Below are 22,700 nucleotides of genomic sequence, written 5' to 3'. Positions count from 1 at the left end.
TCATCTTACTAGATAATAGAAATAGAAATTCCATCTTTAGGATTGTTAAGAATGTATCAAACAGATCCGCCACTTTCCCCTAAAGAAACATTACCAACAATGTATGATCTTCCTAGCGAAGACCCGGAGGAACCTGGTTTGCCAGATCAATTTCATTTATTGCAACCGCAATTATTAGCAGAAACATTCCATCCACCAAATTATTCCAGTCAAGAAATATTTACAGGCAGTGATCTGAATCTGTACTATGATTTGCGTCATCCTTCATGGTATAAACGCCCAGATTGGTTTGGAGTTTTAGGTGTACCCTATCTGTATGAAAATCAAGATTTAAGGTTGAGTTATGTAGTGTGGCAAGAAGGAGTAAACCCCCATATTGTCGTGGAATTACTCTCACCTGGAACAGAAAAAGAAGACCTAGGGCAAATATTAAGAGATGTGGAAAAACCTCCTGCTAAATGGGAAGTTTACGAACAAATTTTAAGAATACCCTATTACGCCATTTTTGATCGTTATCAATCTGAATTTAGAATTTTTCAGTTAAATGGCGCTCGTTATGCTGAAGTAAATTTATCAAATGATCGGTTTTGGATTCCAGAAATAGAATTAGGTTTAGGAGTGTGGCAAGGAAGTTATAAAGATGTAGAAATGCCTTGGTTACGTTGGTATGATCAAAACGGTAATTGGGTTTTAACAAGTAGAGAACAAGAACGACAAAAAGCTGAACAGGAACGGCAAAAAACAGAAAGATTAATTGCCCAACTGCGATCGCTTGGTGTTGAACCTGATTTAGACTAGATAGAATATCTTGTTATTTATCCTGTAGGGGTTTAGTTCATGGTTTACCCCTACAAATTAAAAAATATGAAGTTACGAAACATGAAGCTTATCCGTTATTGTAATGAAATATGGTGTATTTAATAAGAGTAAGTCCCAGGATGTTCTACCATGAAAAAAATAATACCTACAATAGCTGTAATTTTTACCTGTATATCTCTGATAGGTTGTGGTAATACACCAAAGGAGACAATTAAAGAAGACGCAAGTAATACTGTCAAACAAAGTCAAACGGAAATTTCTCCAGTCGTAGCAACTGAAACAGAGGATGAAGAAGAATCTTCTTCTAAAAAAGAAACAAAAGAGGAGGAAAATAATCCAGAATCTAAGAAAACACTTGTCCGTAAAAATGTAGATAGTAATAAAAATCAGAAAAAAGAAGGTAAAAAACCCAAAGTAGGTACAGTTAAGGAGTTAGTCAATGGTGATTTAATGTGTTACGTTACCTTAGTAGATAAAAAAGGAACTGAACATAACCTTGGTGCGACTTTTGAAATTTGCGAACAGGATAAAAAGTTTGTTGATAAAAAAGTCCGTCTGGTGTATGAAACCCAATCAGTTAATGATTGTGAAAGTGCAGAACCTTGTGGTAAAACTCGCAAAGAATCCATTATTACCAAAATGGAGTTAATAAGTGAAGATAGAGAAAAAGAATCAGCAAATGACAATTCTAAAAGTAGTAATTCCCAAACTTTAAGTAATGGTGAATGGACGATTACTTTAAGTAATACTGACTCTTGGAAAGGGGTAAATGGTACAGGAGATGTCAGTTATAAAGGGTGTGATGCTAACGGAAAATGTCTCGATTTAACAGGTGGTAAAGTGACCTGTCGAGATGGTAAATGTATTACTGGTTGGACAAATGGAGATTATGTCTACATTTTAGAACAACCTATTACTGAAAAAAGTGATGCAACTGCAACTCTAATCGTGCGACAAAATACTAAGGAAATTTTGAAAGCTACAGATTTGAAAGTTGTATCTGGTAATTAGGTTTTATGATAGAGGAAAAATTCTCTCTCCAGTTTTAGAGTTAAATAGAAATAACTGATTTAAGTCTAATTCTAAATTTAGCTTTTGTCCTGGATGTAGCCGAATATTGCCACCAATTTGCACATTAATAAAGCTGGAAGAACCTGGTAAACTCACACGCACTAAAGTTTCTCTTCCTAGTGGTTCTACAACTTTGATTTCTACAGTTAATCCTCCTATATTATCTGTAATATTGATGTGTTCTGGGCGTATTCCTAAATGATAAGTTTCTCCTGTGATCAATTTTAAATTCTGTTGAAAGTTGGTAGGAATTGGTAATAGCTGACCAATAATATCAAAACCATCATTTTTGTAAATAGCATGGAGAATATTCATCGGAGGGTTTCCCAAAAAACTGGCTACCATTTCATTAGCAGGTAACGCATAAATACTTTGAGGGTCACCAATTTGTTGAATTTTTCCTTGGTTAAGCACGACGATTTTATCAGCCAAAGTCATTGCCTCAACTTGATCATGGGTGACATAAATTGTCGTTATTCCTAATTGTTGATGTAATTGTTTTAATTCTGCTCTGGTATCATCTCGCAATTGAGCATCTAAATTAGATAAGGGTTCATCCAGTAAAAATAATTGTGCTTGACGAGCGATCGCTCTCCCTAATGCTACTCGTTGTTGTTGTCCCCCAGATAACTGTTTTGGTTTGCGATCTAAAAGGTGATCTAATGCTAGGGATCTAGCTACAGTTAATACTCTTTCTTGAATGATTTTAGGATCAATTTTTCGCATTTGTAAGCCAAAAGCGATGTTTTCGGCTACGGTTTTATGGGGATATAAAGCATAATTTTGGAATACCATAGCTACATCCCGCGCTCTAGCTGGGATATCATTAACTAAGCGATCGCCTATATATAAGTTACCAGATGTGGCAGTTTCTAAACCTGCAATTGTTCGCAAAATTGTTGATTTACCACAACCAGAAGGGCCAACTAAAACCCAAAATTCACCATCAGGAATGTCTAAGTTAATATCTTCGATAGCGGTGACGTTATTGAATTTTCGCTTAATATTTTCCAGTTTAACTTTTGCCATAGTAGAACTTGGTAATTACTTATTAATTCAGCATTTATTTTATCATATTCCTGTTGAATTAGTTATTTTTTGTTGAAGAGAAGCAATAATTTCAGGAGTTAATTCTGCTTCTGGTTGTACTATTTCACGTTCAGCTAAAACTGATTTAATTTGACTTTCGGAAGCTGTTCCTAAACCTTGTAACAGTGTTTGAAAACTCTGTTCTTGCTCAATTATTTCTTTTTCTGATGTTACTTGAATAAACTCTGTGGATACAGCTTGGCGAGTTAAAGCATAAACTATATATTGATTCAAAGAAACACCTTCAGTTTCAGCTAACTTGATTAAATGTTGGTGTAGTGTTTCTGGTAATCTCAGTGTTAATCTACTCATTATTATTCCACTAAATTAAAACCTATCAATATCTATATTTAATTCACCACTATGATACTTACGATGACACTCTGGACAGAAGGTGATCATATTTTGTAGATCAGCTTCTCCTCCTTCGCTGTAAGGAATCAGATGATGTCCATGTGCTTTTTGTGTAATTTTTCCACACACCATACATTGATATCCTTCAACTTCTTTAACTTCCTTTTGTACTTTTCTATGTTCGTAAGGTCGTTGCTTGCCCATTTTGATATTTTCTTAAGCATTAAAAAACTATTGATTCCCCTTAGGACTTACCCAAGATGTAACTGCAACCCTGATTATTTCCTAGGGGTAATTCATGAATTACCCCTACTTTCGTTCTATTTTGCGTAAGTCCTGACCCTATCCTAAATGTTTTAAATGATTGATGTTTCATTGAGAGAAAAGGGGGGGATGAAATTTAACTCATTAATCGGCTGTTATTCATCACTATCACTGGAATCAAGAAATTTCAATTCCTGTGCGGGAAGAGATTTCATATCTCCTTCAACTATAGTTCCTCTTGCCTCTGGAGCAATTTGTTTTTTTAGTTTTTTTATTCCACTAGAAATCTCTTCTTGTTCCGTTTCTGTCAACATATCAATTCTGACAGTAATTGCCCGATTTCTCTCCGACTGTTTAGTCATGATTAACACCTTTTATGAATATGAAATACCTGATAATTTTTCTAAAAAGTAGTTACTTTTACTTTTCCTTGTGAAGTTTCTTTCACCGTACTAACTTCCATAACATTTGTCTCATCTATGTGAGTAATTACTAAGTTAGGAGTTTGGTTAATTCTGGGCATTTTGTTCTCATCTAAACTTATGGAAATTACGAAAACTTCTCCTTTTTGATTCTTGATAACAACATGATAGCCTGAATCTATAGGCCATAAATTTATTACCTCTTCTCCTTCTTTAAGAATTTTGATTTCTGGTGGAGAGATATGATTAGCTAACATAGTTATGTTCTCCATTTTGTAAAAAGAAAGTCATGATACAATCTTAATATGGAATACATCCAAAAAACAATCTTGTAAAGAAATTTGATAATATTTTTTTGTTTGATAGGATCACGGGGAGCGTTGCATAAATTAAGATATTAGTATCAACGGCGTTTATGCAGCATCTCCCGTTTAAAATGAGGTGCATTTAATGGAATCAGATTTTACTGCATTCGTGAAATTAGAGATTTGAGAAAACGTTGTTTGCTTTCTACATCGGAAATGGGAGGTGAAACAACAGAACTTGATTGGATGAGTAATTCCACCTCAGAACCTTCAGGTAAATTACAGGCTGTTTCCAAAATGAATGTACCGTTACGATAGACTGCTTTTAGGGTAGGGGGCATAATAAAAAAACTCCATAATTTAATTATTGTAGAGCAAGTTCAGCCAACAATCAGAGTCACCCATCAATTAACAAGTTAATATTACATTACAACACAACCTTTGTGACGTTACCGCTCACATTGTCCCTAGCAGTAATAGAATAATAACGATATTCTTGTAAAGCCTAGCAAGAGACAAGAGTAGGGATTTAGTAGCAGATTTGACAGATTTAGAACACCGAAACTCTGTATCCAGAAGACATTAGTAGCATTTTAGAAGTTCGTAAAATTTTTATGGTTTCCCAAATTCGTTTTTTGATGTGCGCTCCTGACCATTATGATGTGGATTATGTGATTAATCCTTGGATGGAAGGGAATATTCATAAGTCCTCACGCGATCGCGCTGTAGAACAGTGGAATAAATTATACAATGCTATCAAAAATCACGCCATTGTTGATTTAGTTGCACCGGAGAAAGGCTGGCCTGACATGGTATTCAGTGCTAATGCGGGTTTAATCCTTGGTGAAAATGTGGTTCTGAGTCGCTTTTTACATAAAGAACGGCAGGGAGAAGAACCGTATTTTCAACAGTGGTTTGAAAATAATGGTTTTAATGTTTACACTCTTCCCAAAGACTTACCTTTTGAAGGTGCAGGAGATGCGCTTTTAGATAGAGAAGGGCGTTGGTTATGGGCGGGTTACGGTTTCCGTTCTGAGTTAGATTCTCACCCATACTTGGCTAAATGGCTAGATATTGAAGTCATTTCCCTGCGGTTGATGGATGAAAGATTTTATCATCTTGATACTTGCTTCTGTCCGTTGACAAATGGTTATTTACTTTATTATCCCGGTGCGTTTGACTCTTACTCCAATCGGGTTATAGAGATGCGCGTTGCACCAGAGAAACGTATTGCTATCGCGGAAGCTGATGCGGTTAATTTTGCTTGTAATGCGGTGAATATTGAAAGCATCGTGATTATGAACAAGGCCAGCGATAGCTTAAAATCACGGTTAGGAGAAGTTGGTTTCCAAGTCATTGAAACCCCATTAACGGAATTTCTCAAAGCGGGTGGTGCGGCTAAATGCTTAACTTTGCGGGTAACAGAACCTATAGGCGAGGAAATTCACGCTAATGTATCTGTAGAAAGTCGTGTCATCCGCATGGAAGGACACTTGCTAGATGCAGGTTTGATTAACCGCGCTTTAGATTTAATTGTGGAAATGGGGGGAAGTTTCCAAGTTCTGAAATTCAACTTGGGAGAACAACGTCAAAGTACATCTGCGGCTGAAGTCAGGGTATCCGCACCATCCCATGAGGTGATGGAAGAGATTATATCTCAGTTGATTGATTTGGGTGCGGTAGATTTACCCCAAGATGAACGAGATTCCAAATTAGAACCAGTTTTACAAGCGGGTGTTGCTCCTGATGATTTCTATGTTAGTACGATTTATCCCACAGAAGTGCGGGTAAATGGAGAATGGCTGAAAGTGCAAAATCAACGCATGGATGGAGCGATCGCTATTTCTCAAACTCCTAATGGCATAGTAGCGAAATGTAAACTACTCCGGGATTTAGAAATCGGCGATAAAGTAGTTGTTGATGTTTTAGGTATCCGCACTGTCCGCAAAGCTGAATCACGCGAACAACGCAACTCCCAAGAATTCAGCTTCATGTCTTCCGGTGTTTCCAGTGAAAGACGGGTGGAATTAGTCGTTGAACAAGTGGCTTGGGAATTACGTAAAATCAAGGATAGCGGTGGTAAAGTAGTTGTCACTGCTGGACCAGTTGTGATTCATACAGGTGGCGGTGAGCATTTATCCAGACTGATTCGGGAAGGTTACGTACAAGGACTTTTAGGCGGAAATGCGATCGCAGTCCATGACATGGAACAAAACCTGCTGGGAACATCCCTCGGTGTGGACATGAAGCGCGGTGTAGCCGTACGCGGTGGACATCGGCATCATTTGAAAGTGATTAATACTATCCGCCGTTTTGGTAGCATTGCTAAAGCTGTAGAAGCCGGAGTTGTGAAAAGCGGGATCATGTATGAATGTGTGAAAAATAACATTCCTTTTTCCCTCGCTGGTTCAATTCGGGATGATGGACCCTTACCCGATACCCAAATGAACCTGATTTTAGCACAACAGGAATATTCTAAAATCATTGAAGGTGCAGATATGATTCTGATGTTGTCTTCTATGCTGCATTCTATTGGGGTGGGAAATATGACTCCCGCAGGTGTGAAGATGGTTTGTGTAGATATTAACCCAGCAGTGGTGACAAAATTGAGCGATCGCGGTTCAATAGAATCAGTAGGTGTGGTTACGGATGTGGGTTTATTCCTCAGTTTGTTAATTCAGCAATTGGATAAATTGACCAGTCCTTATGTTGCTAATGTAGGTTAGCTTCAATCATAAATATTGTGGGGTGGGCATACTATGGCTAACGCCACGCTACGCTAAGGACAAGCTCAGTACAAGTCTTGCCCGCCAGCAATTGTCATTTTCGGCGTTGCTAATTTGATGTCTGAAAATGAGTTTTGATGATATCTAAACCCTGTAGAGACTTTCTGCCAGAACGTCTCTACACCTAAATTCATACTTGGTTTCAGCAACGCCTATTTCAAAATGAGAATTCCTGTAAATCAAGGTATTAAATTTTGCGTTCCCTAGAGTCATGGAAGAGGGATATAAATTTCAATTACTTAACGGAGGAGGAAAACGAATATCAGCATTAAATTGGGAAATATTCATGCTTTGATAAATTGGTAAAACATATTCTAAATTTTCGTGAGGACGGGGAATAATATGATAAGAAAGTATTTCACCTCCATTAACAGTTGATACGGCTAGTAATCCCTTCGCAACTGCCACACTTACCTCTCCCACGTCACCACGAATTAGTACCGTAATTCGTCCTAAATCAGTGTTTTCATAACCGATAAAAGTAATCTGTGCAGCTTTACACATTGCGTCTGCTGCTTCCACTGCAGTAGGTATACCATAGACTTCAATCATTCCCAATGCTAATGTCAATTTCCGTCACTCCGCTGTAAATCTATTGATAATTGTCAGGTATTCCTACTGTTGATAAACCGGCAACCGTTTTCAAATTTTGACAACGAATTAATTCGCTAAAATTTAAACCAGAACGCCCTTCTATTTTCCCTACTGCTTCAATCGCTGTTAACAAATGTTCTGCTGCTTCTGTTTCTGAATAACCCCTTCTTTGGGCGATTCTAATGGCTGCTATATCAGCATTTAATTCTGACTCCTGGGACTTATTCATTCGCCAAATTCGCATTGCTGCTAAACCAGTTAGTCCCCCAGCTATCACCATACCTACCACATCAGATTGCACCGCCTCCACTATTCCTCCCGTCAACCCAGCCAACACCACAGCTTGATAAATATTCGGTTGCAACCATTTCACGCCAGTTACCCAGGATACCATCTGCAACAGCAGTAAATCCCGTTGCGGCTTGGTTAAACGTCGCCACAAATCAAAATTAATATATATTGGTCTTGCTTGACTAAAAGGTAGGGGAAAAGCAGCATCTATTACTTGCTGTTGTTCTGGTTTACTGACAATTTTCGTCATCATCCGTCCAGAAGCGGGCATGATATCTAACAAGCGACGAATTTCAATATTTGGTTCCATAGTGTCAATTATTAGTCATAATTAAGTATATGAAGTCACTGATAAAATTACAGTTTATATTTATATGGATGCTTTTGATCCCAATCCGCCAGAATGGATAAATCAAGCCATACACGCCCATCAATTTCATTGTCCCAAATGCCACGCTGGTAGTCGGGAAGCTGTTAATGTGTGGTTAAATAGGCGATCGCCCGTAACTACCGCAGATCATCGTCGTAAATGGCAAGAATTCTATCATTGTCATTGCGGTTTTGTCTGGTGGGCTTGGAGTAATGATAGACCACCAACAGATTTATCTAGTCAAAAATCAGTCTAATTTCACCATAAAACCCACCTAGGTGGGTTTTGTCTTTGTAGCCGCGATTGATAATCCCAGCTATATCGTAAGTGATTAGGCAGACATAATATCAGATTTATCTTTGCTCATATTACTTTATGTAACACTTTTGGTTTTTTCTCCTTCAAAATGGTTTGGTGTGTCATTATGGGAGGTGAGAATTATTTCGGTTAACAGCATTTGTTTTTAGTATTGACAAGCTTTTTGTTTTTGGCATTTACAAACTTTTCTCCGAAACTTAAATCTCTACACATTTATAATTTCGGAGACAATCTATGTCAGTTTATGTAGGAAATCTTTCTTACGACGTTACAGAAGAGACCCTTAATGCCGTGTTTGCAGAATATGGTTCTGTTAAGCGGGTTCAGTTACCTACAGATCGTGAAACAGGTCGTTTACGCGGCTTTGGTTTCGTAGAAATGGGTACAGATGCAGAAGAAGAATCTGCTATTGCAGCTCTTGATGGCGCAGAGTGGATGGGAAGAGACTTGAAAGTAAATAAGGCTAAACCCAAAGAAGATAGAGGTTCTTTTGGTGGCAACCGGGGTAACTCCGGTGGACGTAACCGTTACTAAGTTTTACAGGTTCAGCTATTTGAACTAATCTGTTAGTTCAACAAATTAATTTGATGTAACCAAGGCTTAAGTATTTCTACTTGAGCCTTTTTTGCTGACTCATACCAATTTTGTATGATCCAGCATAGAATAATTATTATCTGCGGTTAATTTACATTGATATCTTAATTCTGTGGTTCTTCATATAAAGTTGGTATCAGAACCTTGGAGATCAGACTTAGATAAAACACTCTTAGTGTTATCTACCGGATAAAAACCAAAAACACTCAAAAGCATCACACTAGCAGCAGCTAAAGCATAACGTCTTCCCAAGCTTACGCCGTAACGTCGTTGTAGAAAATTGCTGTTGACAGAATTCAATTTCTGTAGGTTCATTCTTTTGCCTCAATTACTCTTTGATTTTCCGGTGTCTATCAAGTCGTACGTTGATCATGTATGACTTGTTCACTATCTCATGGACAGATTGATAAATCCTCCACCGTTACAATTTTGGTAACAGCTATAGTAGAAGGGTTGAAAGTCTTGATATGTGGTGAGTTTTATCATACCTGAATCTAAATTCTGATCAGACGTCTGCTATAAAAATATGAAAAAAGTCACGGTTTACTTTCATTAAATCCCAACTTATGCAATTAATTCTCTATAGCAAACCCGGTTGTCATCTTTGTGAAGGGTTACAGGAAAAACTAGCACAAATCAAAAACCTCAGTTTTGAGTTAGAAGTGCGCGATATTACCATCCATGATGATTGGTTTGCAGCGTATCAATATGAAATTCCTGTACTGTATTTAGTGACTAAGGACGGTGAGGAAAAACCTGTACCTCGTCCTTCTCCTCGTCTCAGTGTGGAACGGTTGGAAAAAATGTTAGGTGATTATGTGAAAACTGCTTAATTTAGCCAGATCCCCGACTTCTTAGAGAAGTCGGGGATCTTGTTGTTCATAAATAGTTGAGGATTGCTATACAGGACTTACGCAACTGGCACAGGCGACCGCTATATTATAGTATTTTCGTACTATAAAAAGCGATGCAACTGGCAAAATCAGTCTCGGCGCGGTGGTGCGGTACACAATCTGATGCTTTATATTGATAGTCTAGATAAAATTTATTATTCTCCTTTAAAGGATAATCGTTTAGTTGATGATACTTTTGGCAAAGAAAAATATAAACGTATTGAATTATATGGAGTGAAGAAGAACTAGAATGTGGTAAAATAATCAAAGTTAAAGGGTTTCCCGCCAATAAAAAAGTGAAACTATTCCGAGTTACTGTTTCTACCAACAGAACGGTTTTCTGAATTTTGTTGTATCTCTCCCCATAAATAAAAAAATAATGTTTAAATAAGCCCAAGACAAGCTTGTGGCGAGGTTCACTAGATGAAATTGCGGGAATTATTAGCGGCTGTAGATGGTATTGAGTGTGTAAATATACCAGATATTGATATTCAGGGATTGAAAACAAATTCTCATGCCTGTACTGCGGGAGATTTGTTTATTGGGATGCCAGGAACTAGGGTAGATGGTGGGGAGTTTTGGCCGGGTGCTTTAGGTGCTGGTGCTGTAGCGGCCATAGTTTCCCCAGCAGCAATGCAAAAAAATCCGCCTACAGCAAACTCTGTGGTCATTAGTGCCGATAATATGACTAAAGCTTGCGCCCAAATAGCGGCGGCTTTTTATGGTTATCCAGGACAAAAATTGAAAATGGTGGGTGTGACGGGGACAAATGGCAAAACTACCACTACGCACCTAATTGAATATTTCTTAACTCACGCTAATTTACCGACGGCTTTAATAGGTACACTTTACACGCGCTGGCCTGGTTTTGCAGAAACTGCTGTGAATACTACCCCTTTTGCAGTAGATTTACAAAAGCAATTAGCAGAAGCCATGAATGCTGGATGTGAAACTGCGGTAATGGAAGTCAGTTCTCATGCTTTAGACCAGGGGAGAGTATTAAGTTGTGCTTTTGAAGTGAGTGTATTTACTAACCTCACCCAAGACCATTTAGACTATCACAAGGATATGGAGGACTATTTTGGGGCGAAAGCGTTGTTATTTAGTCCTAATTATTTCCAAGGAAAAGCAATTATCAACTCTGATGATATCTACGGTAAACGCATAATTGCATCTTTGTATCGGGAACAAGTTTGGAGTTATAGCGTTAACGATAATACCGCAGATTTCTGGATGAGTAATTTAAGTTATCAACCCAATGGTGTGAGTGGAATTTTACATACTCCTAAAGGAAATGTCGCTTTTAGCTCGCCTTTAGTTGGTCAATATAACTTAGAAAATCTTTTAGCTGCTGTGGGTGCGGTTGTCCATTTGGGGTTAGATTTGCAATTGGTAGTAAATGCCATTCCTGGGTTTCCTGGTGTTCCAGGACGCATGGAACGGGTGCAAATTAGTCCACAACAAGATATTAGCGTGATTGTAGATTATGCCCATACTCCCGACAGCTTAGAGAATTTATTGAAAGCTGCTCGCCCATTTATACCGGGTAAAATGATTTGTGTATTTGGTTGTGGAGGCGATCGCGATCGCACAAAGCGCCCGAAAATGGGTAAAATAGCGGCGGAACTGGCTGATGTAGTTGTGGTGACTTCAGATAACCCCCGCACGGAAGACCCAAAGAGAATATTACAGGACGTACTCGCAGGGATTCCTGATATAGTACAACCAATGGTTATCAGCGATCGCTCTACGGCAATTCATACCGCAATTTTACAGGCTCAACCTGGGGATGGTGTATTATTGGCTGGTAAAGGTCACGAAGATTATCAAATTCTCGGTACTGAAAAAATCCATTTTGACGATAGAGAACAAGCGCGGGCAGCTTTAAACCAAAGAATAAATAACCAAAATTAACACCAATTTGAAAAATGAATTGGACAAATGGAAAGATGAAAAGCTATAGCAGGAAACAGGGAACAGGGAACAGAGTTGAAAGTCATGAGAGTGTATAGTTTTTTAGGTAAATTCTGTATCTCATTCAAGTGCATACCGCTATAAGATATCAAGAATTTCACAATCCAAAATCCAAAATGGTATAACTTGTAGAGGTGGGGTTTCCCCACCTTCAAAAAATCAAAAAATATTTTTATTTAGGGCAAAATCAGTTTGATAAATATAAAATATTTATAAGCTAATACGCTTGGTGTTAAGTATAAAATTCTTTTTTTAATCCGTAAAATATTACTGAAATCATCCTACAAATCATGAATTATTATTTAATTAAAGATTTTTCAATTTACAATTTAACTTTGAATGTTTCCAAATTGACCATACCAGTATTACTAACTCCGATCACACTTATCTCAACAGTGAGAGCAAATATTGATTTACTCATTGAGCAAAAAATTATAGCCACAATGTTAGTCAAATTACCATCGGGAAAACTATGGTATTCAGAAATTGAACGTTATCAAGAATCCCTAAATATTCATCATATTTATAATTATCAAACCAATAAACAAGAATTTAGCGATCAATATATTAAGATAATTTTATCTAGCGATTTTCAACTGAAACAAGAATATTTTTTACTAATTTTATCCCCGGAGTTTTGTAGTTTAATAGTAGCAAAAAAAGAGAAAAATCAAAATCAGGAAAAAAGGTCTCCCTTATTAACTATAAATACCTTTGATGGTGAGATAATTCAGAAGGTGATCAATGAGATAAAGAAAGCAAATCCACCTAATGTACCTACTATAAATACTGATTTTACTTTTCCCCATACACCAGCAGTTATGCTGATGAATAATTTATGGATAAAACAAATGCAACGACAAGAAGAAATAAATCAACAAACCTTGAATAGAAAGATCATAAAAGATAGACAAAATCATCAAAATATAGATAATCAAGAATATCTAAACCATGAATATTTAAATAATATTTGTCAGGAATTACGAACACCATTAACACATATTAAAACAGCATTATCATTATTAAACTCCCCACATCTGAAAGCACCACAACGAGAACGTTATTTACAAATAGTTAATCAGGAATGCGATCGCCAAAATTCTCTGATCAGTGGATTATTGCATTTATTAGAACTAGAACGCAACCTAGTACAGACAAAATTAGAACCAGTGAATATATCAGATATTATTCCTGGTGTAGTCAGCACCTACCAAGCATTAGCACAGGAAAAAGGGATTATGATTAGCTACACAATTCCTGAGCAAATACCATCCGTTTGGTGTGTTAGCGGAGGTTTGAGAGAAATTATGATCAATTTAATACATAATAGCCTGAAATTTACTCCTACAGGTGGTCAAGTATTGGTATCTACTAAATTACAAGGGGATTATATTCTATTAGAAATTCGTGATACAGGTATTGGTATTGCTGAAAGTGATATTCCCAAAATCTTTGATCGCTTCTATCGCATCAGAACGAGACTATCTACAGATAATAATGGTGCTGGTTTAGGTTTAACAATTGTTAAACTGTTACTTAGTCATTCCCGTGGTTCTATATCTGTTAAAAGCAAGTTATATATAGGATCTAATTTTATAGTTAAATTAGCTATTGTTCATCAAGAATCATCAAAAACGCAAGAATGAGGTGAAAGTAACTCATAATTGAACAGCAATATCCCCTACTTTTCTAAGAAGTAGAGGATGTGTTATTTCATCGGTGTCAATCTTTACTTCAGCAACCAGATTTAATTTGTGGTTTGACGGTAAGTCATTACCCGGACATGATATGAGTGATAATATCAGTATTACTCCAAGTGCGGTCATTCTCTTTAATCCTGAAGGAGATAACAGGAATGACACCACTACTATAGGGGTACTGCGGACTACCTTTACTTTCTAAACAGGGAAGGGAGAAGGATCAGATTTTGATAGAGAAAATGTAATTTTCATCGAACTTCTTGCACTTCTCCCAAGCGGGTAAAGCGGATTTCAATTCGTCTTCTTGTTTCGTCCTGTTGTTGATTTTTGACAGGTGCAACTTCCGCTAATTTGCCATTTGGCAATATTAATTGTGCAGCAGAATAAGCACGAAATGATAAACCTTTTAATCTACCTTGCTTGTTTTGAATATTACGCAAAATTTTCACAACTGATAAAGCACGCATTAAGCCTAAATCAGCATTAGAACCATATTGAAGTTTTGTCACTGGAAATGTACCACTAACTACTTTTTCTAAATTTACATCTAAATTACTGCTTACGTTAACATTAGGTGTAGCGTCTGTGTGTCCAATTATTTCTACAACGTTAATACCATATTTGTTGCTAGTAGTTTCTATTGCTGGTACTATTTCCCTGAAAATATAACTTAGCATTTTTGGCGGTATTGCTGCACTACCCAAATCAAATCTATAATCACCTTTATCTCTAATAACTATAATTGGTGGTGCATCTTTATTTTGACTATTAGTAATTTGTGATATGATAGTAGTTAGAAATAAAAATAAAACTAAAATCATAAACGCATTAGACATCAAATCTGTAAATGCTGGCCAAACGTTTAGGTCTTCATTATATTCTGTGTAGCGTGAACGACGAGCCATAATTGCAATGTTTTATTTTTGTAAATTTGTTAGTCAACTTAAAAAGTAGGGTGTGTTAGCACCAGCGTAACGCACTTTATGTATCGGTATTTGTGTCATCAAATTTTTGTTGATATTCCTCAAGATTCTTGATTATTAATAGCTCCAAACCTTTAATATTAGCCTCGAAACCCTTCTTATTGATATCAGTTTGTCTGTCAATTCCTTGAATAATTGTATTACTGACATTTTGATATTCAGAAATTAGCTGATAATTATTATTCTCTAATAATTCCATCAGTTTTTGATTATTAGTATCTATTTGATTAGATGCTATACTAATAGTAGTATTCACATCATTTGTATATGTTTTCACAGTTTTTAACAACTGATCAATGGTTGTAATTAATTTATCAAAACTATTAACTTTATCGCTCACTCTTTGATCTAAATCATCCAGTTTATTAACTGCTTTTTCGTAACTATTAGCTCCTTGTTGAAGTTGGGGAATAATTTCAGTGAGAAGATTTTGGTTATTATGATGTAAGTTTAATACCTGAATTGAAGTTCTATTTGTATTGTTTATTTCTTCTCCTAAATTAATTAAAGTTTGACTACATTTTTCTATTTCAATTAAGGCATTTATAATCAATTCCGTTGTTGCTGCTAAACTTGTAGCTGACTCAGAAAATTTTTGTTGTGTATTACTCAAATCTACAGTAGCTAATGATAATTTGAGAGGAAACTCACTTTGATTAAAAGTTTCAGCAGACTGTTTAAATATCTGAGATGTTATATTTAATTCTGACATTGAACTTCTGAACTCATTAGCAGCACTAGATATAGTTCCAGCAGCGTCTGTAAATTTCTCATAAACCTGTCTAGCTAAATCTGTAGTTTCTTTATTCCCGTCAGCAATTTGTTTTGCGACTTTTCCCATAGATTGTTCTACAGCTTTTCGCACCGTTTCCCCAAAATTTGTTAAAAATTCATCCTGCTGGGATACCATTCTATTAACTATTTTATCCAGACGAGTATCGCCTTGAACTTGAGGAAGATAAATATTGTCTAGATAATCTTCTAAAGAACTGATTAATTGATATTTTGCAAAATTAGTATTCCATATACTATTGAATATTGTTAATACAGAACTCAAAGCAATTCCTATTAAACTTGTACTGAAAGCAATACTCATCCCTTCTAGAGGTTTTTTTAATTCACTAACTAAGTTGCTGACATCATTAGCATTACTTTGATTAATAGTTTGACTAAGTGCTGCTAAATTAATGGTGATACCTAAAAAAGTTCCCAGTAACCCAAATGCTAATAGTAAATTTGGCAGAATACGACATAAATAATCTATTTTTTCACAGGTAAATCCCTTTATTTTTTCCTGACTATAAATTTGATCTATTAATGCTCCTGTATTTACCTGTTCTAATTGTTTACTAGCTTCCTCAAATCTATCTTCTAACGTTTGGATAATTTTCGGTTTTACTCCCGATGATCCTGTGTTGATTAATCTTTGAACTTTCTTAGTCAAATCTATTAAATGGAGATAAAGAGATATACGAAGAAAAATAGTAACTAGAGATGGGATAACAACCAGAAAGAGAGTGATGAGAATTAAGTAAAGTGGTATTGGTGGCATAAAAATGACATTTGGTAGTGCAAGAAGTAGTGTAAAAAATCTGTGAGAATTGGGTAGATATGAACCACCTATAAAAAACTATAGTGGATATTGGAGAAAAATTCTTTGTTTTTCTCGTTCGTATTCTTCTAAAGTCATAAAACCCTCATCTAAATCTTGTTTAAGATGCTCTAATTCTTGTCGTCGTCTTGAGCGATTATCAGAAGAATTAGCAACTATTTCCCCCACAATAGATTTTTGAGTTCCTGTATTGTTTCTTGGTAAAATTGAATTTGTGTTTCTGAATTTCGCCTCCATTTTCTTCAAAAAACGATTTATAACCCCCTCCCTTGTATTATCGTTAGTATTCCTTGTATCTGTATATACTCTTGTCTTATAGAGAGAATTAGGACTATCTTCGGAAATTCTGGTCAGCTTATCAGGAAATTGACGCAATTTGGGTAAATATTCATTTTCCCACAATGTTGGCTTATTTTCAATTTCTAAAATTGTATTATCCAAAATTTGCTTTAATGCTTCGATCATATTGGGGTGACTAGCTAGATATTCCAAAGATTCTATCCAAATTCCACTCAAGGAAACAGTATCATAGCTATTCTGAAAATGGTCATAATATTGAAACTCTAATTCTTGAGTATCATGGTTTTCTGCTAACAGTTCTAATGCTAAACAAGGATAAAAAATATTTTCCACTTCTTCCATTTTTCCAGCACTAGGTGGCATAATATCAGGAAAGGATATATGATAATCATTATGCAAAAAAGATTTACCAGAATTTTTTTCTTTTAAATATGGGTTTCTCATTCTTCCCAAACCAATAATTAATCTCAAAGGAAACCCACCGTATTCATTCACAAATAAAATTTCATCATCTGCTTGCATTTCTTGTAAGTCACTTTGTTGTACAGATAAATCCTGTGTCAATAAACTTTTAAACTGTCCCACTTCTAATTCTTCTGTATCCTTGTAACCTATTAATTTACTGCTTTTGCCCTTATCATCTACAAAATACCTATCCTCTACATCTAAACGTAAAAGTGGTTGAGATTCCTGGATAATTTGCTTTAAACGAATTGAACGTGCAGATAAAGAATATTTCTGCATGAATCGTTTAATCACAGAAGTAACAATATTTCTACCGCGAAAAGCAAATAAAGTATTAACTTTCAGATCAATTTTTTCTTTTATCTGAGAATAAGTAGTGCGTTCCATATTCAGGAAAAATCCTAAAGATGCTCCTCTATCTGTTTCTTCAGTAAGTTCTGAACTTGCTAATATTAATTGAGGACGACTATCATTTTCTGGGATCATTGTTTGATAGCAGAGTTCTATATCTTCAGTATCAAAAATTGCCTCTCCACTCATTTCGTCGAAATTCAATTGTTTTAATTCTCTTTCCTCTTTTTCATAAGCACTTTCTAAGTCCTCTACTAAACTACTAAAAGCTGCAATTTGCTTTTCTTTTTCTTGAACTTGCTTTTGTAATTGATTGACAATTTTCAAAGTTTCTTGCAATACAGTTAATTCAAAATTATGCTTGATAATTTTGTAAACTTCTTGCATTACTTTTTTGCACTCGTCCTGAAATGGAATGTTTTTGAAATCAACAAAGGGAAAACCTAGTTTATTTTCCATATCTTCAATTGTTTGTTCTGCATTATCCCATTTTCTTTCTACATCTTCTAAGCGCTTCATGCCTCCAAAATCAGTAATTGATTCTTGTAAATATCGTTGATATTTATGTAATTCGTGTCGAAGAGAATCTAACCAATTGTGTGTATTTTTAATGGAGAAATTAGGATCTACTGGTGTGAGTAATTGCATCACATAATCATCAATATTCCCACTAAGTTCTTTGGTAATCTTAGGAGTAGCTTGTATTAATTTCGTCAACCAATAACCGCGACTACTTTCTGTTTCTCCTGGTTGCACTGTGCGAAATTGTTTATAAAATTCCGTTGCTAATTGCTGACGGATATTAGTGCGGTCATCCTTGTTTCTACATTCAGCAATTAACCGGGATAATTTATTTTGCCAAGTTTTGAGACTATTACTAAAGGTCTTATTAGATTCTTCTACAGACTCCGCTAATTTATTAGTTAAACCATCTCGTTTTCCTAAGTCATTATGCCAACTATATTGAATTAAAAATTGCTCAAGTAAGTTAATAGGATCTGGACTTTGACCTTTACCATTTAACCAAAATCTGACTAACTCTAAACCTACCTTTGTTAAAGCAATTTCGATAATAGTATCACGAGGAAAATAAATTGCTGATAGTCCAAATGTTAAGTAGTTTTGGCTATTACGACGTGGATGATCATCATACTTGGTTATATGTTCTTGTAAATTATCTCTATTTCTTTTCACAGAGGCTGCTAATTCACCAGAAAATTCTAAAGCAATCTTATGGGCAATTACATTACATAGTTTACCTTGGGTAAGTATTGAATATTCTGCTGTTGCTTGATTACTTATCAAATAAGTGTAGTTAAATGGTGGACGCTTTTCTATTACAGAAACTACATTTTGAGTATCATAAAGTGCTTCAAATTTTGTCCCAGGAGAACTATAATAATTCAGTTCTTGTAATGCAGCATAAGTATTAGCAATCATGCTAGTCGTATTACCATATAATTCTGGACTAATTACTAAATAACCTAAAATTTGAGCGCCGTCTTCACCATAAAGATTTTTTAGGGTATAGCCAACATCTAAAAACATTCCGCTTCCTGTACCACCGCAAAGAGAACCGACAACAAAAATATTTAGTCCTGGTTCTATAATTAAACCTGATTGTAGTAATAAAGATTCATGTCCTTTCGTGCGTTTTTCTGCGGATTCAATGGCTGCTTGAATTTTTCGGTAGTTGTGGAAAAAAGCCAATCTTCCCACAGGTCTAATCCCTTTTGCACCTTCTTCTACTGCTGGGATATTTTGCAATAATTGCGGAGGAAACCATCTCCGAATATGCTCATAAGGTCCATAATTACTATATTCTGAACTCCGTTCTAATTCTTCTACAAACCTGGTGACATCTCTTGATGACATCGTAGCACCGACTTTTTCAGCTTCTTTAAAACTTAAATCCACACCATGATAGGTACTCCCTGTTCTAATTCCTGTAACTTGGGTGGCTGCCTTATCTGTGTCAATGTGAACAAAACTGACAATTGGTAACTTATTTAGGTCTCCATAACGGTCAACAATTAACCGTCTAATTCGCATTAATACATCTCTACCAGTGCCACCTAAACCGATACAAATTGTGCGATTAATGCCTCTAGATTGGGTTTCTTTTGCAGATGATTGAGTCATAGTTTTTCCCCTAAATACTATTTTTCAACTTTAACACTTATTTGATAATCACGCTGGCGTGGATCTGGACAATTTAGCGTAAATCTAGAATTGGTTATGAGAGTCTTTGATGTCACTTTTTTGTTGTTTAGTTGAATGTTTGCTTCTGGTGTTGGGACTAAATAAAGTTTTTCTCCTTGACGTTGTAAATAGCCTCTAATATCTCCTCCTGGACAGTCAACAGAATTGGGGCTATCTTCACCTATGGCGATTTCTTTCTTATTTGGTAGTATGCATAATTTTTCTTCATCTTCTGCATTATCTCCACATCTAATTCGCAATTTCCATTTTTTCTGTAATCTGGCAAATTTACATAGACTCCAAACACCAGCAGCTATTAATAATAATAAAATTAAACTGGGAAACCATAGCTGTTTAAGTAAATAAGGATTTACTAAACAAGTTTCTTGACCTCCGGGGGCTGGTGTACAAAATTCTTGAATGGTAGGATTAAGGTCTACTACAGATAGTTTATAATCTTTATTATCTTGATTTTTAATGATGAGCGATCGCTCTTGTAAAGGTAAACTATTAATCCAATTCTGTCTCTCTTGACTTTCCGGTGATGTCGCAATTCTAAAAGGACTATCGGCAGGAGTTTCTATCCAAATTTCGGAAGTAATTCCTGGCCTAGTACCTAACGTTGCATCAGTTATCCAAATAACAGACTGTGGTTTAATTAATTGATTTTTTGCAAGGCGATTTTGATTAATCTGCGCGATACCTTGATATACTGTTAACTCTGCTCTTTGAATATCTGTACCATAGCGGTTAGGATCATAATTAAAAGGAATTTTTGCTAATACTTTATTAATATTTTCTGAATTTTTTTTGCTAAAATATATAGGTTTTCCTAATGGATTTTCTACAGAAATAACCTCATCAAAAACCACATTTTGAGCAAAGGGAACAACATAAACAGAATCTCCAGGTTTGAGACTGTCTTCAACTATCTGACGTAGGCGAATACGTCCTTGGTCATTTAAACCGACACTTTCCGTTACATCAATGGCCAACACTACATCACGTTTACCCCCACCCAATAGGGATACTAACTGTAAGCCATTTTTCTGTGTATCAGTCAGTGGTTGTCCAGGGGTAATTTTTGTCAAAGTCACAAACTCTATAGTCCGTTAAATAGTATGTGTCAAAATTATTGCATAAAGAGTCAGCAAGTTAAACTTCAAGCATAAATCCAATAGTTGCGTTATTACTGTTTATAGCTCGTATATCTTTTTATTAGTCATATCATGTATGAGGGATTACGCACAAGTGTTAAATGCTAAGAGAATATAAAGAAAATTGGATATTTTAGTGTTTTTATATATTAACTAAAAAGGTAGCTTAAATTACATTTCAATGGTAACTAATGACTGTAGATAAATATGATGATCAATCAAAGAAGTCGGGGATCTTATCACCTCACCTGAATCCTTACATTTAATCTAAACTCCAGTCAATGAAAGTGACACAAAAAATGATAAGGTTATTACCTTTAAAATACCCAATCGTTTATCAGTATGTCAGTCTCTATCACTATCTCTCAACTGGTTGAAGTTCTTATAGCCGAACCTGTCAATGTATCTGTATCTACCTTAACTCAGTTGGGTATTGGGATACAAACAGATACCCGCATTTTACAACCAGGGGAAGTGTTTTTGGCTTTGCGAGGAGAAAAGTTTGATGGACATGATTTTGTACCAACAGCGATCGCTCAAGGGGCTATAGTTGCAATAGTTGATCATCATTACGAAAATCCCGGTTTTCCGGTTTTACGAGTTAAAGATACTTTAAAGGCATATCAACAAATTGCTAAATGGTGGCGCGAAAGCTTTGCTATTCCTGTCATTGGCATCACAGGTTCAGTAGGTAAAACCACTACTAAAGAACTGATTTCCGCAGTTTTGGCTACAAAAGGCAAAGTTCATAAAACCTACGGGAATTTTAATAATGAAATTGGTGTCCCCAAAACCCTTTTAGAATTGACTAAGCAAAATAACTTTGCTGTCATCGAAATGGCTATGCGGGGTAGGGGGCAAATTGCCGAATTGACAGAAATTGCTAAACCGACAATTGGGGTAATTACTAATGTAGGAACGGCACATATTGAATTACTTGGTTCAGAAGCAGCCATTGCAGAAGCTAAGTGTGAATTATTAGCAACTATGCCAAATAATAGTATTGCTATTCTTAATTATGATAATCCATTATTAATGGAAACAGCAGCGAAGTTCTGGCAGGGTAAAGTTATCAGTTATGGCCTTTCTGGTGGCGACATTCAAGGAATATTAACTGATCATGAAACTGTAGAAGTTGCGGGAATACGTCTACCTTTACCTTTACCCGGTCGTCATAATGCTACTAATTTTTTAGCAGCTTTAGCAGTAGCCAAGGTATTAGAAATTGATTGGCAAGTATTACAATCTGGTATTATAGTAAATATGCCCACAGGTAGAAATCAACGCTTCACTTTACCTAATGATGTAGTGATTTTAGATGAAACCTATAATGCTGCCCCAGAAGCCATGTTAGCGGCTTTGCAGTTGTTAGCAGACACACCCGGAAAGCGGAAAATTGCCGTTTTAGGGGCAATGAAGGAATTAGGAGAAAGATCCCCAGAACTACATCAAAAAGTTGGAGAAATGGTCAAAAATTTGCATCTGGATGGTTTATTGGTATTAGTTGATAGTCAAGATGCGGAAATTATTGCTAATAGTGCCGATAATATATCTTGCGAATGTTTCACTACCCATGCTGATTTGGTAGCAAGATTAAAAACATTTATACAAACAGGCGATCGCTTATTATTCAAAGCTGCCCATTCTGTGGGATTAGATCGAGTTGTTAACCAATTGCGGGCAGAATTTACCAATTAAAAATTCCTGGTATTTCACAGTAATTACGCAAAATAGCTCGAAAGTAGGGGTAATACCCTTCGGGAAGCAAGCTACATGAATTATCCCT

The 22,700-nt window shown here is 35.9% G+C and carries 22 protein-coding genes and 2 pseudogenes; 11 read left to right on the top strand and 13 right to left on the bottom strand.

Annotated elements, in window-relative coordinates:
• Positions 1–51 precede the first annotated feature (51 nt).
• The gene (locus CUN59_RS11990) at positions 52–798 is read left to right on the top strand and encodes a Uma2 family endonuclease (RefSeq protein ID WP_104388062.1); all 747 of its coding nucleotides are present in this window, start codon (positions 52–54) and stop codon (positions 796–798) included.
• Positions 799–948: 150 nt separating this feature from the next.
• Positions 949–1,830, top strand: coding sequence for an LptM family lipoprotein (locus CUN59_RS11985; RefSeq protein ID WP_104388061.1), 882 nt, complete (start codon positions 949–951; stop codon positions 1,828–1,830).
• A 3-nt stretch (positions 1,831–1,833) separates the two neighbouring features.
• Here the strand turns inward: CUN59_RS11985 and CUN59_RS11980 are convergent, their stop codons facing one another.
• The 6 genes from CUN59_RS11980 to CUN59_RS11955 form a co-directional block, all read right to left on the bottom strand.
• Entirely contained in the window at positions 1,834–2,919 is a 1,086-nt protein-coding gene (locus CUN59_RS11980; RefSeq protein WP_104388060.1) for an ABC transporter ATP-binding protein, read from the bottom strand.
• 42 nt (positions 2,920–2,961) lie between these two features.
• On the bottom strand, positions 2,962–3,291 hold the full coding sequence (locus CUN59_RS11975; RefSeq protein WP_104388059.1) for a toxin-antitoxin system HicB family antitoxin: 330 nt from the start codon (positions 3,289–3,291) through the stop codon (positions 2,962–2,964).
• 15 nt (positions 3,292–3,306) lie between these two features.
• Entirely contained in the window at positions 3,307–3,537 is a 231-nt protein-coding gene (locus CUN59_RS11970; protein WP_104388058.1) for an HNH endonuclease signature motif containing protein, read from the bottom strand.
• A gap of 215 nt (positions 3,538–3,752) precedes the next feature.
• Complete coding sequence (locus CUN59_RS11965) at positions 3,753–3,959, bottom strand: hypothetical protein (protein WP_104388057.1); 207 nt, start codon at positions 3,957–3,959, stop codon at positions 3,753–3,755.
• Positions 3,960–4,000: 41 nt separating this feature from the next.
• Entirely contained in the window at positions 4,001–4,276 is a 276-nt protein-coding gene (locus CUN59_RS11960) for a hypothetical protein (RefSeq protein ID WP_133164017.1), read from the bottom strand.
• Between the two features lie 206 nt (positions 4,277–4,482).
• A complete protein-coding gene (locus CUN59_RS11955; protein ID WP_104388055.1) occupies positions 4,483–4,665 on the bottom strand; it encodes an antitoxin family protein in 183 nt (60 codons plus the stop codon).
• A 273-nt stretch (positions 4,666–4,938) separates the two neighbouring features.
• Between CUN59_RS11955 and argZ the strand changes: the two genes are divergently transcribed.
• Positions 4,939–7,050 carry a bifunctional arginine dihydrolase/ornithine cyclodeaminase gene (gene argZ / locus CUN59_RS11950; protein ID WP_104388054.1) on the top strand — a complete coding sequence of 704 codons (2,112 nt, stop codon included), beginning with the start codon at positions 4,939–4,941 and terminating at the stop codon, positions 7,048–7,050.
• 291 nt (positions 7,051–7,341) lie between these two features.
• Here argZ and CUN59_RS11945 read toward each other — a convergent pair whose 3' ends face one another.
• The gene (locus CUN59_RS11945) at positions 7,342–7,680 is read right to left on the bottom strand and encodes a carbon dioxide-concentrating mechanism protein CcmK (RefSeq protein ID WP_104388053.1); all 339 of its coding nucleotides are present in this window, start codon (positions 7,678–7,680) and stop codon (positions 7,342–7,344) included.
• Between the two features lie 22 nt (positions 7,681–7,702).
• Complete coding sequence (locus tag CUN59_RS11940) at positions 7,703–8,305, bottom strand: DUF3318 domain-containing protein (RefSeq protein WP_104388052.1); 603 nt, start codon at positions 8,303–8,305, stop codon at positions 7,703–7,705.
• Positions 8,306–8,369: 64 nt separating this feature from the next.
• Between CUN59_RS11940 and CUN59_RS11935 the strand changes: the two genes are divergently transcribed.
• On the top strand, positions 8,370–8,621 hold the full coding sequence (locus CUN59_RS11935) for a hypothetical protein (RefSeq protein ID WP_104388051.1): 252 nt from the start codon (positions 8,370–8,372) through the stop codon (positions 8,619–8,621).
• Positions 8,622–8,917: 296 nt separating this feature from the next.
• Complete coding sequence (rbp, locus tag CUN59_RS11930) at positions 8,918–9,217, top strand: RNA-binding regulator (RefSeq protein WP_104388050.1); 300 nt, start codon at positions 8,918–8,920, stop codon at positions 9,215–9,217.
• Between the two features lie 180 nt (positions 9,218–9,397).
• Here rbp and CUN59_RS11925 read toward each other — a convergent pair whose 3' ends face one another.
• Complete coding sequence (locus tag CUN59_RS11925) at positions 9,398–9,592, bottom strand: proteinase inhibitor I4 serpin (RefSeq protein WP_104388049.1); 195 nt, start codon at positions 9,590–9,592, stop codon at positions 9,398–9,400.
• 251 nt (positions 9,593–9,843) lie between these two features.
• Between CUN59_RS11925 and CUN59_RS11920 the strand changes: the two genes are divergently transcribed.
• The 5 genes and pseudogenes from CUN59_RS11920 to CUN59_RS21095 form a co-directional block, all read left to right on the top strand.
• Positions 9,844–10,110 carry a glutaredoxin family protein gene (locus CUN59_RS11920; protein WP_104388048.1) on the top strand — a complete coding sequence of 89 codons (267 nt, stop codon included), beginning with the start codon at positions 9,844–9,846 and terminating at the stop codon, positions 10,108–10,110.
• A gap of 168 nt (positions 10,111–10,278) precedes the next feature.
• Positions 10,279–10,505, top strand: a pseudogene (locus CUN59_RS11915) (IS701 family transposase); the annotation flags it as partial.
• A gap of 88 nt (positions 10,506–10,593) precedes the next feature.
• The gene (locus CUN59_RS11910; RefSeq protein WP_104388047.1) at positions 10,594–12,084 is read left to right on the top strand and encodes a UDP-N-acetylmuramoyl-L-alanyl-D-glutamate--2,6-diaminopimelate ligase; all 1,491 of its coding nucleotides are present in this window, start codon (positions 10,594–10,596) and stop codon (positions 12,082–12,084) included.
• A 350-nt stretch (positions 12,085–12,434) separates the two neighbouring features.
• Positions 12,435–13,790, top strand: a complete 1,356-nt coding sequence (locus CUN59_RS11905; RefSeq protein ID WP_104388046.1) for a DICT sensory domain-containing protein — start codon at positions 12,435–12,437, stop codon at positions 13,788–13,790.
• 142 nt (positions 13,791–13,932) lie between these two features.
• A pseudogene (locus CUN59_RS21095) lies at positions 13,933–14,046 on the top strand (carbohydrate porin); the annotation flags it as partial.
• Positions 14,047–14,092: 46 nt separating this feature from the next.
• Here CUN59_RS21095 and CUN59_RS11900 read toward each other — a convergent pair.
• The 4 genes from CUN59_RS11900 to CUN59_RS11885 all read right to left on the bottom strand — a co-directional run bounded on the left by CUN59_RS11900 (position 14,093) and on the right by CUN59_RS11885 (position 20,854).
• Entirely contained in the window at positions 14,093–14,749 is a 657-nt protein-coding gene (locus CUN59_RS11900) for a flagellar motor protein (RefSeq protein ID WP_104388045.1), read from the bottom strand.
• A gap of 76 nt (positions 14,750–14,825) precedes the next feature.
• Entirely contained in the window at positions 14,826–16,379 is a 1,554-nt protein-coding gene (locus CUN59_RS11895) for a hypothetical protein (RefSeq protein ID WP_104388044.1), read from the bottom strand.
• Positions 16,380–16,457: 78 nt separating this feature from the next.
• Positions 16,458–19,697: a tubulin-like doman-containing protein gene (locus CUN59_RS11890; RefSeq protein WP_104388043.1), complete on the bottom strand. Its 3,240-nt coding sequence runs from the start codon at positions 19,695–19,697 to the stop codon at positions 16,458–16,460.
• 17 nt (positions 19,698–19,714) lie between these two features.
• A complete protein-coding gene (locus tag CUN59_RS11885; RefSeq protein WP_104388042.1) occupies positions 19,715–20,854 on the bottom strand; it encodes a vWA domain-containing protein in 1,140 nt (379 codons plus the stop codon).
• A gap of 402 nt (positions 20,855–21,256) precedes the next feature.
• Here CUN59_RS11885 and CUN59_RS11880 point away from each other — a divergent pair, with 402 nt between their 5' ends.
• Entirely contained in the window at positions 21,257–22,612 is a 1,356-nt protein-coding gene (locus CUN59_RS11880) for a UDP-N-acetylmuramoyl-tripeptide--D-alanyl-D-alanine ligase (protein ID WP_104388041.1), read from the top strand.
• Positions 22,613–22,700 lie beyond the last annotated feature (88 nt).

The organism is Cuspidothrix issatschenkoi CHARLIE-1, assembly GCF_002934005.1.
In the GTDB taxonomy this organism is placed as follows: domain Bacteria; phylum Cyanobacteriota; class Cyanobacteriia; order Cyanobacteriales; family Nostocaceae; genus Cuspidothrix; species Cuspidothrix issatschenkoi.
Note: the sequence above shows the minus strand (reverse complement) of the source record. Positions and strands in the feature narration are given on the sequence as shown.